Here is a 14,698-nt window from a genome sequence, read left to right as displayed (position 1 = left end):
CTTAAATCAGTGCTGCGATCTTCTCAGCAACTTCTGTTTGGTTGTAAGTCTCTTGCTCACCACCCACCAAGTCTTTTAGTACTACGGTGTTTTCTGCAACTTCGTTTTCGCCCAGAACCAATGCTACTACAGCACCGACTTTATCTGCGCGCTTAAACTGTTTCTTGAAGTTACCACCACCGAAGTGACTCATCACACGAACGCCTGGAATAGCTTCACGAAGCTGTTCTGCTAGCTTCATACCAACCATCATTGTGCCTTCGCCTGCTGTCACAACGTAAACATCTACACTGCGACGAACGTCTGTTAGCTCTAGCGTTTCTAGCATCAGTACAAGGCGCTCTAGACCCATAGCAAAGCCGACGGCTGGTGTTGCACTGCCACCCAATTGTTCTACAAGACCATCGTAACGACCACCGCCACATACTGTACCTTGAGCACCTAGGCTCTCAGTGATCCATTCAAATACCGTGCGGTTGTAGTAATCCAGACCACGAACTAGACGCTCGTTAACTGTGTATTCGATACCTGCAGCGTCTAAAAGTTCACATAGACCTGCGAAGTGTGCTTTAGATTCTTCACCTAAGTACTCAGAAAGGCGAGGTGCATCACCTAAAATAGCCTGAACATCAGGGTTCTTCGTATCCAGAACTCGCAGTGGGTTCGTGTGCATGCGACGCTTACAATCTTCGTCTAGCACATCGATATGTTGCTCAAGGAATGCAACCAGTGCCGTGCGGTAGTCTGCGCGATCTTCTTGAGAACCGATAGAGTTAAGCTCAAGACGAACATGCTCATTGATACCCAGCTCACGCCATAGACGTGCAGTCATCATGATAAGCTCAGCATCAACGTCTGGACCATTTAGACCGAACACCTCAACACCACACTGGTGGAATTGACGGTAACGACCTTTCTGCGGACGCTCATGGCGGAACATAGGTCCCATGTACCACAGACGCTGTTCGTCACGGTTGATCAGACTGTTTTGAATACATGCACGCACACAACCCGCCGTACCTTCAGGGCGAAGTGTTAGGCTGTCTCCGTTACGATCATCAAAAGTGTACATTTCTTTTGAAACGACATCAGTCTCTTCACCAACCGCACGGCTGAATAGGTTTGTTTCTTCAACGATTGGCATGCGCACTTCGTTATAGCCGTATGCGCTCACAGTACTTTTTACTGCGTTTTCAAGTTTTTGCCACAGCGGAGACTGAGTTGGAAGGCAATCGTTCATGCCTCGGATTGCTTGGATTTTCTTTGCCACAATTATTACCGTCGCTTAGTAACCCGAGCACACTTAGTGTGCTCAAGCTATGAGATTAATCTTCTTGTTTGATATCGATGCGGTTAGCTTGATCTAATACAGATGCTTTCGCACGGATTTTCGCTTCTAGCTGATTCACTAGATCATCGTTGTCAAAACGCTCTTTCTGACGTTTGCCGTCTTCGTAGAATGCGCTCTTCTTGTTGCTGCCTGCCAGACCTAGGTGTGAAACCTCAGCTTCACCTGGGCCGTTTACGACACAGCCGATGATAGACACATCCATAGGTGTGATGATGTCTTCTAGGCGCTCTTCCAATGCGTTTACTGTGTTAATCACGTCGAATTCCTGACGTGAGCAGCTTGGGCAGGCAATAAAGTTGATACCACGTGAGCGAATACGCAGAGACTTAAGAATATCAAAGCCAACTTTGATCTCTTCTACCGGATCTGCCGCCAACGAGATACGTAGCGTATCACCGATGCCTTCAGCTAAAAGCATACCAAGACCAACCGATGACTTCACAGCACCAGCTCTTGCACCACCAGCTTCGGTGATACCGAGGTGTAGTGGCTGGTCAATCTGCTTTGCCAATAGGCGGTATGAATCCACCGCTAGGAATACATCCGACGCTTTCACACTAACTTTGAACTGGTCAAAGTTAAGGCGGTCTAGATGCTCCACATGACGCATCGCCGATTCCACCAATGCTTCTGGCGTTGGCTCACCGTATTTCATCTGCAGATCTTTTTCTAAAGAGCCACCGTTAACGCCAATACGGATTGGGATGTTTTTGTCACGGGCACAATCAACAACCGAACGAATACGCTCTTCGTTGCCAATGTTACCTGGGTTAATGCGCAAACAGTCAACACCGTACTCTGCCACTTTCAGTGCAATACGGTAGTCGAAGTGGATGTCCGCAACGAGCGGCACTGACACTTGCTGTTTGATAAGCTTAAAGGCTTCCGCCGCATCCATGGTAGGAACAGAAACACGTACAATGTCTGCACCCACTTTTTCTAATGCTCGGATTTGTGCGACTGTGGCTTCCACATCAGTCGTGCGAGTGTTTGTCATTGACTGTACAGCAATTGGTGCACCATCACCAATTGGCACATCACCCACATAAATACGCGTCGATTTACGACGAATAATTGGAGATTCGTGTTGCATAATATTTATAACGGTAAAGTGAATCTAGCTACTTTGCCTGAAGTATACCCAGAAAGGTCGACAGGTTCACTTGCAAATGTCATTGTTACGCCTTCAGGTGCGCCTAATATCACTTTAAACGGTGCTTTTCCGGCAAGTTCTACATCTTGACCCGGTTTGCGAGTACCACTTACCAGTGTTTTGCCGTTTGCGTCTTTAACTTGAATCCAGCAATCAGCTTTAAATTTCATAGTCAGTAACGTCATGCCTTCTGGAATAACTGGAGTTACTGGCTCTTCTGCCGCTTGAGCATCTTCGATAACCGCAACAGGCTCTTGAGCGGTTTCCTCAACAGCTTCAGCTGTCGGAGTTACTGTTGACTCAGCCATCCCCTCATCAGTCGCACTCATTGTCGTATCAGCTTCAGAAACAACCGCTGGCGCAGCAGATACAGGAGCAATTTCAGCTGGAGTGCTTGCGATTAGCTCATCTGCGCTCATCTGATCGATATCAGCATCATTGGCAACATGTTCTGTTTCTGCCGTTTCAGAACTCAACTGTGTAAGGCTATTCTCTTGTTGGTTTTGCCACCACCATGCCGCGGAGATACCGGTAATCACGATCGCGATGGCCCAAGTCAGCAACATAATTCGGCTGTTGTGTTTCTCGTGCTTGGTTTTACGAGAGAAGCTTTGCATCTCTGTTTCTTGCGGCTTCACATGAACTTCAGATGTTTGCTCTAAAGCTGCCAAAACAATCTTTTCATCAAGACCAACAAGCTTTGCATACGAACGCAAATAGCCACGCGTGAATGTCGTGACCTGTTGTTCTTCAAATCGATTGTTTTCAATGTCTTCAATAACAGAAACGCGAAGTCTAAGGCGATCAGCAACGTGCTTCTGAGTCATGCCTAGAGATTCGCGTTTGTTTTTTAGTATTGTGCCTGCTTCCATAGAAAGCGGCACTTCATTAGTCTTTTCGTGTTCTGTCATAATGGCGGTATTTAATCTGTTTGGTGGCTAACGCAGTTATTTATTTTCGTTTTTGTTCTAATTAAGCCTCACTTAAAGATAGCTAGCCTAAACGCGTTAACCAAAAATAATCTTTTAGAAATTCTCAGTAGTCAGAGTAAGAATGCTCGTCTTGCAATGGTTCAGCAAAGCGTATTGGAAAAAATACTGAGAATAGTCAATGTCGTAGTTATATTTCACTCACCATGATAAGCGAATGTTTAACGAAGACAAAAACTCTTTGCTCTCAAATTAACAGATAGCTCAAGCTTTTGTCCAAAAATTGACACAGCAAAGTAAAATTAGCACCGTTCAGTCTGTCAGCATCAAATGACAATCCACTTGTAATAAACAAAATAGCCAGAGCATAAGGCTCTGGCTATTTCTTTATTCTTGGCGTCTTAAACCGCTTTTACATCGATAGTTTCAGCACCACGTGCTGCTTTTAAAGCTGCGGTACGTTTCGTACGGTCAATAACATCACCGACTAACTGACCACACGCAGCATCAATATCATCACCACGTGTTTTACGAACCGTTACGGTGTGGTCATATTGCATCAATGTTTTTTGGAAACGGTCAATACGTGAGTTACTTGGTTTCTTGTAAGGTGAACCTGGGTACGGGTTAAATGGAATCAGGTTGATCTTGCATGGCGTATCTTTCATCAGCTCTGCCAACTCACGTGCGTGGTCCATGTCATCGTTCACATGATCAAGCAACACGTACTCTACCGTAACTTTACCGCGGTTAGCATTTGAAGACGCGATGTAACGGCGAACAGACGCGAGAAAATCTTGGATATCCCAACGGTCGTTGATCGGCATGATTTCACTACGTAGCTTGTCGTTTGGTGCATGAAGAGAAATCGCCAATGCTACATCAATTTTACCGGTCATCTGATCAAGACCAGAAACAACACCTGACGTTGATACGGTAACTCGACGCTTAGAAAGACCGAAACCAAGATCATCAAGCATGATTTCAAGCGCAGGGATAAGGTTCTTCATGTTAAGAAGTGGCTCACCCATCCCCATCATCACTACGTTAGTGATTGGACGGCGACCCGTTTCTTTCTGTAAGCCGATTTCACGTGCAGCACGCCATACCTGACCAATGATTTCAGATACTTTTAGGTTACGGTTGAAACCTTGTTGAGCGGTTGAACAGAACTTACACTCCAGCGCACAACCAACCTGAGAAGACACACATAATGTTGCGCGGTCATCTTCTGGGATGTAGACCGTTTCTACGTCTTGGTCACCCACCTTCATCGCCCACTTAATTGTGCCGTCTGAAGAATGTTGAGCCTCTGCTACCGTTGGTGCTTTGATTTCACACTTGTACTGCAGTTTTTCACGTAGTTTCTTGTTGATGTTCGTCATGTTATCGAAGTCATCAACACCGAAATGGTAGATCCACTTCATAACCTGATCAGCACGGAACGCTTTTTCGCCTAGCTCTTCCGCGAAAAATTGACGCATGCCCTTGCGATCAAAGTCGAGTAGATTGATTTTTTCAGTGGTCATGTTGCCTCTCAATGACTGAAACAAGAATAAGGGCGCGAATTGTACAGCCTTTATGCAGCTACAACAAGGGCTGTAAGACCCCGACTTCGCTAAGGCATTAAAATATTAATGATTAAATTTTAGCCAATTATTATCATTCATTCTTTCTAAGTAACAGATAAGAAAAAGCCCCGGAAAGATCCGAGGCTTAGGAAGCAAATTAGTACAAGATTAGCGAGGGCAAATCTCTGACTCTGGGAAGAAGTACTCGATTTCACGAGCTGCTGACTCAGGGCTATCCGAACCATGAACAGAGTTATGGCGCATGCTTAGTGCGTAATCGGCACGGATAGTGCCACATGCTGCTTCTTCTGGGTTTGTTTTGCCCATTAGCTCACGGTAGCGTGCGATTGCATCTTCACCTTCAAGAACCTGAACCATGATAGGACCAGATGTCATGAACTCTTTCAGTGCAGGGAAAAAAGGTTTGCCTTCATGTTCTGCGTAAAAACCGCTCGCCTGTTCTTCTGTCAGATGAACCATTTTTGCAGCAACGATACGTAGACCCGCCTTTTCGATACGGTGGTAGATTTCACCAATCAGGTTGCGTTCTACAGCGTCGGGCTTAACAATTGAAAACGTTCTTTCTAGAGCCATAAAGTTTCCTTTTTGTACTTGTAATAATAGTTTTATATGAGTGACTTGCGTCTCTCTTAGTTATACCAGTACAGACGGGGTGTCTGCACTGGTAAAAGTCTTATTTTGCCGCTTGTTCGTTCAAGAAACGAGCAAGTGTGCGAACACCCATGCCTGTTGCGCCTGCAGCCCACTTATCAGACGCTGACTTACGGTACGTGCCTGCACAGTCAAAGTGCAACCAACCTTTCTTGTAATCCTCAACGAAGTAAGACAAGAATGCTGCCGCTGTACTTGCGCCAGGTGAGTAATCGCCAGAACTGATGTTAGATAGGTCAGCAAAGTTTGACGGCAGCATGCCACGGTGAAAATCAGCAAGAGGCAGTGGCCACAGACCTTCTTTCTCTTGGTTTGCCGCCGTTAGCGCTTGATGAGAAAGCTCATCATCAAAGCTCATTAATGCATGGTAATCGTTCCCTAGTGCATTCTTCGCTGCGCCCGTTAGGGTCGCACAGTCAATGATCAGTTCAGGGTTTTGCTCACTTGCGTAAATAAGACCATCAGCAAGAACCAAACGACCTTCTGCGTCGGTATTCATGATCTCAACGGTCTTACCATTTTTGTAAGTGATGATGTCGCCCAGTTTAAGTGCGCGACCAGAGACCATGTTCTCCGCACAACAAAGGATAAGCTTTACACGCTTATTAAGACCACGAAGAATAGCAAGACCAAGACCGCCAGTAATCGTACCTGAACCGCCCATATCCGCTTTCATTGCTGTCATGAAGTTTGATGGCTTCAAGCTGTAACCACCTGAATCAAAGGTGATGCCTTTACCTACTAGACATGCAAAGACTGGTGCGTTTTCATCGCCTGTTGGGTTGTAATCAAGTTGCAGCATTGCCGATGTGCGCTCAGAGCCACGACCTACGGCATAAATACCTTCCCAACCTTCAGAAAGCAGATCTTTATCTTTAACGATACGAGCCGTTACTGTACCTTGTGGCGCGATAGATTTGATGAATTCAGCTGCCATGGTTGCCAATTGACGTGGCGCCACTTCTTCTGCAGTTTTGTTGATGATATCGCGAGTAAAGTCCGTAGAAGTGATGCGAGCGTGAAGCTCTGCTTGATCTTGCTCAGAAAGCTCACCCCATTCTAGTGTGCCGTGTTTTTTCGGGTTGCGGTAACCTTGGTGGAATGCCCAAACGCTCTCCAAATCCCAGTTATCACCAGCAAGTAAAACTGAACGAATTCCTTGGCCATCGAGTTGACGCGCTGCACGTTGAATCGCACCAAGATCGTGACCTTCACCTAGGTGAATGGTTGCGCCATTCTCAGCGAAAGAAAGCAGTGCTTTGTCGCCCCAATGTGGTGCCGCTGGTTCTTGGCTAAGAAATACAGACATCTGTGTAGACATGGTTTCTCCTTGTCTTATAACGGCGTTGCCTACGCCTCTTCTTTTTTAATAACTAACGGATGTTAGCATTATGTAGGGTAAAAATGTCAACTTGATAAAAAAACGGACCTAAAGGTCCGCTTTTTTTAGTGAGAATTGTTAACTCTGCTGCGTTTTACCGCCGAATTGAGCATTAGTCTGCTTCGTCCATCCAGCACAAGATAACCGCTTCTAGAATCTTTTCATTACAATGGTTTGGCTCATCGTCAAACTCATCCAACTCCATGATCCATTGGTGAAGATCGGTAAAACGTACGGTTTTAGGATCTAAGTCGGGAAACTTGTCACAAAGCTCAATCGCGATATCGCGAGAATCTGTCCATTTCATTGCTCATCTTCCTTTTGCTTCGCCCCTATGTTGGGGAGATAGTATTAGTGATCTTCCGACGCGTGGTTTAGCGTGTATTTTGGAATTTCAACAACCAAATCTTCATCCGCTACTTTTGCTTGGCAACCAAGGCGAGATTCAGGCTCAAGACCCCATGCTTTATCTAGCATGTCATCTTCTAGCTCTTCACTCTCTTCTAACGAGTCAAAACCTTCACGAATGATCACGTGGCAAGTTGTACATGCACATGATTTTTCACATGCATGTTCAATACCGATACCGTTTTTTAGTGCAACATCTAGAACAGTGTCACCAGTGTTTGCTTCCAACACTGCACCTTCTGGGCACAAATCTTCGTGCGGTAATACAATAATCTTAGGCATAACTACTTATCTCTTATATATCATTAACTGACTGACCTGACAGTGCAGCTCGAATCGATTTATCCATACGGCGCGACGCAAAATCTTGGCTTGCTTTGTCGGTGTCTTTGATGCCTTGCTCGATAGCGTCCGCATCTTCGCCGTTGCGCAGTTCAATCAGCGCTTCAATCACTTTTAATAGGTCTTGTTTCTCTTGGTCTGATAGTAGTTCATCACCATCAGCTTGCATCGCAGCAATCAAACCTTCAATCACACGATCCGCTTCTACGCGCTGCTCAGCCAGTGCACGAGCTTGCATGTCTTCTTTCGCGTAAGTCATCGAGTCACGCAGCATGTTTGCGACTTCGTCATCGCTTAAACCGTAAGAAGGTTTCACTTGGATTTCAGCCTGAACACCCGTGCTCTTTTCCATCGCAGTAACAGACAACAGACCATCAGCGTCCACTTGGTACGTCACGCGAATGTGTGCAGCCCCAGCCGCCATCGGTGGAATGCCTTTTAATGAGAAACGAGCCAGTGAACGACAGTCATCCACCATTTCTCGTTCACCTTGTACGGTGTGCACGCTCATTGCCGTTTGACCATCTTTGAACGTCGTAAACTCTTGCGCACGAGCCACAGGAATAGTGGTGTTACGTGGAATGATTTTCTCAACCAAGCCGCCCATGGTTTCAATACCAAGAGATAAAGGAATAACGTCCAGAAGCAGCATCTCAGAGTCAGGTTTGTTACCCGCTAGGATATCTGCTTGAATACCCGCGCCGATTGCAACAACTTCATCTGGGTTAATGCTTGTCAGTGGTGTACGACCGAAGAATTCGCCTACCATTTCACGAACAAGCAATGTGCGAGTTGAACCGCCAACCATAACCGCTTCAAGTACGTCTTCCGCATCCACATCCGCATCTTTCAATGCACGACGGCAAGACATCAGGGTTTTCTTCACTAGCGGACGAATCAGATCTTCGAACTGCTCGCGAGTCACAGAACCTTTCCAACCAAATACATCAACATCAACACTGTCTTGCTCAGAGAAAGCAATCTTAGTTGCTGTTGCAATGTTCAGTAGTGCACGGTTTTTCTCAGCAGAAAGCGGCGCTTCTAGACCAGCTTGCTCCATTAGGTAATCCGCTAATAGGTGGTCAAAATCATCACCACCTAGCGCAGAATCACCACCTGTTGCTAATACTTCAAATACGCCTTTTGACAAACGTAGGATGGAGATATCGAACGTACCGCCACCTAGATCGTAAACCGCAATCACGCCCTCTTGACCAGAGTCTAGGCCGTAAGCGATCGCTGCAGCTGTCGGCTCGTTAAGCAGACGTAGCACATGAAGCCCCGCCAATTTCGCCGCATCTTTTGTACCAGCACGTTGAGCATCATCAAAGTAAGCAGGAACAGTAATAACCACGCCAGCTAACTCGCCGCCGAGTGTCTCTTCTGCACGTTTTCCTAGTGCTTTAAGAATATCGGCAGACACTTCAATCGGGTTCTTGTCACCTTGTGCAGTTTGCAAAATAGGCAGACCGTTGTCGCTTTCTTTAAATTGGTAAGGCAAAGATGGGTAGCGAGCTTGAATGTCTTTTAGTGAACGACCAATCAGACGTTTTACCGAAATAATGGTGTTTTCTGGTTCTTGCTCTGCTTTTGCTTTTGCCTCGTAACCAACTAAAGCCGAGTCCTGTGCGTAGTTCACCACAGAAGGCAAAATGCTACGACCTTGATCGTCTGTCAGTGTGTTTGCGTCACCGCTGCGAACAGACGCAACCAAAGAGTTGGTAGTACCTAAGTCGATACCCGCTGCTAACTTGTGCTCATGAGGTGCCGAGCTTTGGCCCGGTTCTGCGATTTGAAGTAATGCCATGATGGGTCCTTGTCGCGCTAACTAGCCGAGGAGCTTGTCTTCAACCAGTTCAATTTCGTTCTTTAGCTTGGCAATGAATTTGAGTTTACGAACTCGGTCTGCAGCTTCCGCCCAAAGACCTTGGTCAAGTTCTTGTTCTACACTCGCCAAATGCTGTTTGTACATTTTGCTGACCTTAGAGTCGAAGTCAAAAAGCGCTGATTCAGGATCAGAGCTGTCAGCAATGTCTTCCAGTTCTTCACGCAGTTCCATTTGTTCCATTAGGAACATCGGGTCTTGCATGGTTTGTTGCTCACCACGAATTTCTGTGCCGTTTTCTGCCAATATGTATTCAGCGCGAGAGATTGGATGCTTAAGTATTTGATACGCATCGTTGATTTGCGCTGCTTTTTGAACAGCCATCAAGCGATCACGCTCTGAGGCAGTCGCAAAGTTGTCTGGGTGGAAGCGTTTTTGTAGTTCTCGGAACTGAGAAGAAAGAAGGCTACCATCCAGCTGAAACTGACTTGGTAGCCCAAATAATTCAAAGTGATTCATTAAGATCGGGTCCTAGTAAAGCCTTCTGGACTCGCTTGCCCAGAAGGACAGTCAATTAGACGTTGAAGCTTTCACCACAACCACATTCACTTTTCGCGTTAGGGTTGTTGAATTCAAAACCTTCATTCAACCCTTCCTTAACGTAATCCAGCTCAGTACCGTCTAGGTATACTAGGCTTTTCTTATCAATGATGATCTTTACATCCGACAGTTCAAAAACTTCATCTTCTTCGTTTAGATCATCAACAAACTCAAGAACGTAAGCCATGCCGGAACAGCCTGTCGTCTTCACTCCAAGACGCAAACCGATACCTTTACCTCGGTTATCTAGGAATGCTTTTACGCGACTTGCCGCTGATTCTGTCATTGTGATGGCCATACTGCACCTTAGTCTGTCTAAATTACGTTTTGGAATGGGAGCATTTCAAGGGCTCCCATTATATACGGAATAATTATTCCTGGTGTTTTTTCTTGTAGTCAGCAACCGCTGCTTTGATTGCGTCTTCCGCAAGGATTGAGCAGTGAACTTTCACTGGTGGAAGCTCTAGCTCTTCTGCAATCTCAGAGTTTTTGATAGATGCCGCTTCGTCGATAGACTTGCCTTTTACCCACTCAGTTACTAGTGAGCTTGAAGCGATTGCACTACCACAACCGTATGTTTTGAATTTCGCGTCTTCAATGATGCCTTCTGGCGTCACTTTGATTTGAAGCTTCATTACGTCACCACAAGCTGGTGCGCCAACCATGCCGCTGCCTACTGATGGGTCTTCTTTATCGAACGAACCAACGTTACGTGGGTTCTCGTAGTGATCAATTACTTTTTCGCTGTATGCCATGATAAATTACCTCGAATCCTCTATTCAGTCCGTGAGATTAATGGTGAGCCCATTCAACAGTGCTCAGATCAACCCCTTCCTTGTACATATCCCATAGAGGAGACATGTCGCGTAGCTTAGTCACTGCAACGCGGATTTGTTCAATTGCGTAATCAATTTCTGCTTCAGTCGTGAAACGACCAAATGAGAAACGTACTGAGCTGTGCGCCAATTCGTCGTCTAGACCAAGTGCACGAAGAACGTAAGATGGCTCTAGGCTCGCTGATGTACAAGCACTACCAGAAGATACTGCTAGGTCTTTCAGTGACATCAGTAGAGATTCACCTTCTACGAATGCAAAGCTCACGTTTAGGTTGTGTGGAACACGCTGTTCAAGATCACCGTTCACCGTTACTGCTTCTAGATCTTTAACGCCATCTAGAAGACGGTTACGAAGTGCTAGCGCGTGATCGTAATCTTTTTGCATGTCTTCCTTCGCTACACGGAACGCTTCACCCATACCCACGATTTGGTGAGTTGGAAGTGTACCCGAACGGAAACCACGCTCATGACCACCACCGTGCATTTGCGCTTCCAGACGGATACGAGGCTTACGACGTACGTAAAGTGCGCCAATGCCTTTAGGACCGTATACTTTGTGCGCAGACAGTGAAATTAGGTCAACTTTCAATTCTTGAACATCGATTGGCAGTTTGCCCGCAGACTGTGCCGCATCCACGTGGAACACAATCTTACGTTCACGACATAGTTCGCCGATTGCAGCGATGTCTTGGATTACACCAATCTCGTTGTTAACATGCATGATTGATACCAAAACAGTGTCTTCTCGCATCGCTGCTTGAAGTTTGTTTAGATCGATCAGACCGTTTGATTCTGGCTCTAGGTAAGTCACTTCAAAGCCTTCGCGTTCTAGTTGACGACATGGGTCAAGAACCGCTTTATGCTCTGTTTTACAAGTGATTACGTGTTTACCCTTCTTAGAGTAAAAATGTGCTGCACCTTTGATAGCAAGGTTGTCAGACTCTGTCGCACCAGATGTGAATACGATTTCGCGAGGATCTGCATTTAGAAGGTCAGCAATTTGCTCACGAGCAGTATCTACAGCTTCTTCTGCCTGCCAGCCGTAACGGTGCGAACGCGAAGCTGGGTTGCCAAATGTGCCATCCATTGTCATGTACTGAATCATTTTTTCAGCAACACGAGGATCTACTGGACATGTAGCGGAATAATCAAGATAAATCGGCAGTTTCATTCTCTACTCCAATGTAAAATGCTGACCGCTAAGAGCGGACGTTTACACCGATGGGCGCGGCGGTTGTATTTTTGTTTGAAAGCCCATGAGTTACCGCCAGATCAATGTCCTGACGATCAGAAATTTCTAAAACTTCATTGTCTGTCATTAGCTCACCGAGCGTAATGTTATTCAAGAAGTCACTAATACGAGAGCTCAGGTCACGCCATAGGGTGTGAGTTAAGCAACGAGTGCCACCCTGGCAATCGCCTTTGCCTTGGCATTTGGTTGCGTCTACTGACTCATCAACCGCGGCAATCACAGTGCCAATGGCAATGCTGTGCGCGTCTGCTCCAAGTCGGTAACCACCACCAGGACCACGAACGCTGGCTACAAGACCTGCTTTACGCAATTTTGAAAAAAGCTGCTCTAAGTATGAGAGCGAGATCCCTTGACGCTCTGAGATATCTGCAAGAGGTACTGGGTTTTGTTGCGAATGCAGTGCCACATCCAGCATGGCTGTCACCGCATATCTTCCTTTAGATGTAAGTTTCATACCACACCGTATCCACATGGTTTGTAATGATTAGGATTTTTCCATACCCGACCAAAACGGTCAAGTATTTATTTGACTATTTTAGTCAGGTATTCATCCCTACACCTAAAGTGGTTATTATTTGTTCAGAGTTTCTTTTCGATCGCCGTCAAAACACCGCGCAGAATATTCAACTCTTGCGCCTCTGGTCGTGCACGTGAGTACAAACGACGCAGCTTGTTCATCACCTGACCCGGCTGTTCTTTGTTGATAAATTGGGTATCAACCATCACCTTTTCAAGGTGCTCAAAGAACATTTCTAGCTCTTTATGACGTGGATACTCTTCAGGTTCACTTGGGGCGTATTGGCTTTGCTCTAGGTTGAGGTGTGCAACGCGAACTTCATAGCTCAATGTTTGGACGGCCATCGCTAAGTTAAGCGAACTGTATTCAGGGTTAGCAGGAATGCAAACATGATAGTGACACTTTTGCAGTTCATCATTCGTTAGACCGGTTCTTTCTCGACCAAAGACCAATGCGACTGGGTGCTTTTGCCCTTCAACTGCAAACTTTTCTCCACACTCACGTGGCTCAAGCATTGGCCATTCAAGTGTACGTGAGCGAGCACTTGAACCCACAACAAGACCACAATCTTCAATGGCTTCTTCAAGCGTACTTACTACAGTGGCATTTTGAGCAATATCACCAGCACCAGCAGCAAGCGCAAGGGTTTGATCATCGACTTCACATTGCGGATCAACCAATACTAGTTGGCTTAAACCCATGACTTTCATTGCTCGAGCTGCCGAGCCAATGTTGCCTGAATGAGAAGTTCCGACGAGTACGATTTTTACTTGATCCAACATCTGTGTTTGCTACCTGAATTAAAACCGAGGGATATTATCATAATTTTCTAATACACCCTAGAGTGAAGCGGGCTTCTATTCGCATTCTCATCAATTGTTTTCTTCTCTATCGACATAGCTATCACAACTCGTTTTGCTTGCGCACAAAAAATAACCACTTCCCTTTTCGTTTGACTCTGGTATACTCGCCGCCGCTTTAAATTGTTCTTTAACATCCGTTGGGAAATTCGTATGCATCCAATGCTAAACATTGCTATTCGCGCTGCGCGAAAGGCAGGCAATCACATTGCTAAATCATTAGAAAACACAGATAAAATTGAATCTACGCTAAAAGGCACTAATGACTTTGTTACTAATGTAGACAAAGAAGCAGAAGCTATCATCATCGATACTATCAAGCACTCTTACCCAGAGCACTGCATCGTTGCTGAAGAAGCTGGTCTTATCGAAGGTAAAGATAAAGACGTACAATGGATCATCGACCCAATGGATGGCACTAATAACTTTGTAAAAGGTTACCCAACTTTCGCAGTATCTATCGCGGTTCGCTTCAAAGGTAAAACTGAAGTGGCTTGTGTATACGATCCAATGCAAAACGAGCTATTCACTGCACAACGCGGTGCTGGCGCTCAGCTAAACAACGCTCGTATCCGTGTTACTCAACTTAAAGACCTACACGGTACTGTTCTTGCGACTGGTTTCCCATTCAAACAGAAGCAACACTCTGAGTCTTACATCAAGATCGTAGGTTCTCTATTCACTGAGTGTGCTGACTTCCGTCGTAGCGGTTGTTCTGCTCTTGACCTATGTTATGTGGCAACTGGTCGTGTAGATGGTTACTTTGAGCTAGGTCTAAAACCTTGGCAGATGGCTGCAGGTGAGCTTATCGCTCGTGAAGCTGGCGCAATCCTAACTGACTTCGCTGGCGGTACTGACTACATGAAGTCTGGTAACATTGTTGCTTCTAGTGCTCGTGGCGTGAAATCTATCCTTAAGCACGTTCGCGAAAACGGCAACAGCGCGATCCTTAAGTAAGATTCTGAAGTCATACTAAGCCCGTCACGCTGATGACTTTTGAA

Annotated in this window: 16 protein-coding genes; 1 reads left to right on the top strand and 15 read right to left on the bottom strand. The window is 45.8% G+C overall.

Translation table 11 applies throughout. The features are described from left to right. Position 1: 1 nt before the first annotated feature. The 15 genes from hisS to trmJ form a co-directional block, all read right to left on the bottom strand. Entirely contained in the window at positions 2-1,270 is a 1,269-nt protein-coding gene (gene hisS, locus J4N44_RS02905) for a histidine--tRNA ligase (protein WP_005447704.1), read from the bottom strand. A 55-nt stretch (positions 1,271-1,325) separates the two neighbouring features. Continuing rightward, complete coding sequence (gene ispG, locus J4N44_RS02900; protein ID WP_053050092.1) at positions 1,326-2,444, bottom strand: flavodoxin-dependent (E)-4-hydroxy-3-methylbut-2-enyl-diphosphate synthase; 1,119 nt, start codon at positions 2,442-2,444, stop codon at positions 1,326-1,328. A gap of 5 nt (positions 2,445-2,449) precedes the next feature. After that, a complete protein-coding gene (gene rodZ, locus J4N44_RS02895) occupies positions 2,450-3,415 on the bottom strand; it encodes a cytoskeleton protein RodZ (RefSeq protein WP_009697673.1) in 966 nt (321 codons plus the stop codon). A 419-nt stretch (positions 3,416-3,834) separates the two neighbouring features. Continuing rightward, a complete protein-coding gene (rlmN, locus tag J4N44_RS02890; protein WP_005447708.1) occupies positions 3,835-4,962 on the bottom strand; it encodes a dual-specificity RNA methyltransferase RlmN in 1,128 nt (375 codons plus the stop codon). A 210-nt stretch (positions 4,963-5,172) separates the two neighbouring features. After that, the gene (gene ndk / locus J4N44_RS02885) at positions 5,173-5,598 is read right to left on the bottom strand and encodes a nucleoside-diphosphate kinase (protein ID WP_005440311.1); all 426 of its coding nucleotides are present in this window, start codon (positions 5,596-5,598) and stop codon (positions 5,173-5,175) included. Between the two features lie 100 nt (positions 5,599-5,698). After that, the gene (pepB, locus tag J4N44_RS02880) at positions 5,699-6,997 is read right to left on the bottom strand and encodes an aminopeptidase PepB (RefSeq protein WP_050940961.1); all 1,299 of its coding nucleotides are present in this window, start codon (positions 6,995-6,997) and stop codon (positions 5,699-5,701) included. Positions 6,998-7,169: 172 nt separating this feature from the next. Then, positions 7,170-7,364 carry a Fe-S cluster assembly protein IscX gene (gene iscX / locus J4N44_RS02875; RefSeq protein WP_005424887.1) on the bottom strand — a complete coding sequence of 65 codons (195 nt, stop codon included), beginning with the start codon at positions 7,362-7,364 and terminating at the stop codon, positions 7,170-7,172. Positions 7,365-7,408: 44 nt separating this feature from the next. Next, entirely contained in the window at positions 7,409-7,747 is a 339-nt protein-coding gene (gene fdx, locus J4N44_RS02870; RefSeq protein WP_005424889.1) for an ISC system 2Fe-2S type ferredoxin, read from the bottom strand. A 13-nt stretch (positions 7,748-7,760) separates the two neighbouring features. Then, positions 7,761-9,614 carry a Fe-S protein assembly chaperone HscA gene (gene hscA, locus J4N44_RS02865; protein ID WP_005447712.1) on the bottom strand — a complete coding sequence of 618 codons (1,854 nt, stop codon included), beginning with the start codon at positions 9,612-9,614 and terminating at the stop codon, positions 7,761-7,763. 21 nt (positions 9,615-9,635) lie between these two features. After that, the gene (gene hscB / locus J4N44_RS02860) at positions 9,636-10,151 is read right to left on the bottom strand and encodes a co-chaperone HscB (protein ID WP_005447715.1); all 516 of its coding nucleotides are present in this window, start codon (positions 10,149-10,151) and stop codon (positions 9,636-9,638) included. Positions 10,152-10,206: 55 nt separating this feature from the next. Beyond that, the gene (gene iscA, locus J4N44_RS02855) at positions 10,207-10,530 is read right to left on the bottom strand and encodes an iron-sulfur cluster assembly protein IscA (RefSeq protein ID WP_005424893.1); all 324 of its coding nucleotides are present in this window, start codon (positions 10,528-10,530) and stop codon (positions 10,207-10,209) included. Between the two features lie 73 nt (positions 10,531-10,603). Further along, positions 10,604-10,987, bottom strand: coding sequence for a Fe-S cluster assembly scaffold IscU (gene iscU / locus J4N44_RS02850; protein ID WP_005424883.1), 384 nt, complete (start codon positions 10,985-10,987; stop codon positions 10,604-10,606). Positions 10,988-11,024: 37 nt separating this feature from the next. Next, positions 11,025-12,239 carry an IscS subfamily cysteine desulfurase gene (locus J4N44_RS02845; protein WP_050904176.1) on the bottom strand — a complete coding sequence of 405 codons (1,215 nt, stop codon included), beginning with the start codon at positions 12,237-12,239 and terminating at the stop codon, positions 11,025-11,027. Between the two features lie 28 nt (positions 12,240-12,267). After that, positions 12,268-12,774 (bottom strand): Fe-S cluster assembly transcriptional regulator IscR, encoded by a 507-nt coding sequence (iscR, locus tag J4N44_RS02840; RefSeq protein ID WP_005381720.1) that lies wholly within the window; start codon positions 12,772-12,774, stop codon positions 12,268-12,270. A 125-nt stretch (positions 12,775-12,899) separates the two neighbouring features. Beyond that, on the bottom strand, positions 12,900-13,619 hold the full coding sequence (gene trmJ / locus J4N44_RS02835) for a tRNA (cytosine(32)/uridine(32)-2'-O)-methyltransferase TrmJ (protein ID WP_009697671.1): 720 nt from the start codon (positions 13,617-13,619) through the stop codon (positions 12,900-12,902). Positions 13,620-13,850: 231 nt separating this feature from the next. Between trmJ and suhB the strand changes: the two genes are divergently transcribed. Continuing rightward, positions 13,851-14,654 carry an inositol-1-monophosphatase gene (gene suhB / locus J4N44_RS02830; protein WP_252044827.1) on the top strand — a complete coding sequence of 268 codons (804 nt, stop codon included), beginning with the start codon at positions 13,851-13,853 and terminating at the stop codon, positions 14,652-14,654. Positions 14,655-14,698: the final 44 nt, after the last annotated feature.

Origin of the sequence: Vibrio sp. SCSIO 43155 (assembly GCF_023716605.1) — a bacterium.
GTDB classification, from domain to species: Bacteria; Pseudomonadota; Gammaproteobacteria; order Enterobacterales; family Vibrionaceae; genus Vibrio; species Vibrio harveyi.
The sequence above is the reverse complement of the archived record's forward strand: the minus strand, read 5'-3'. Positions and strand labels throughout refer to the sequence as shown.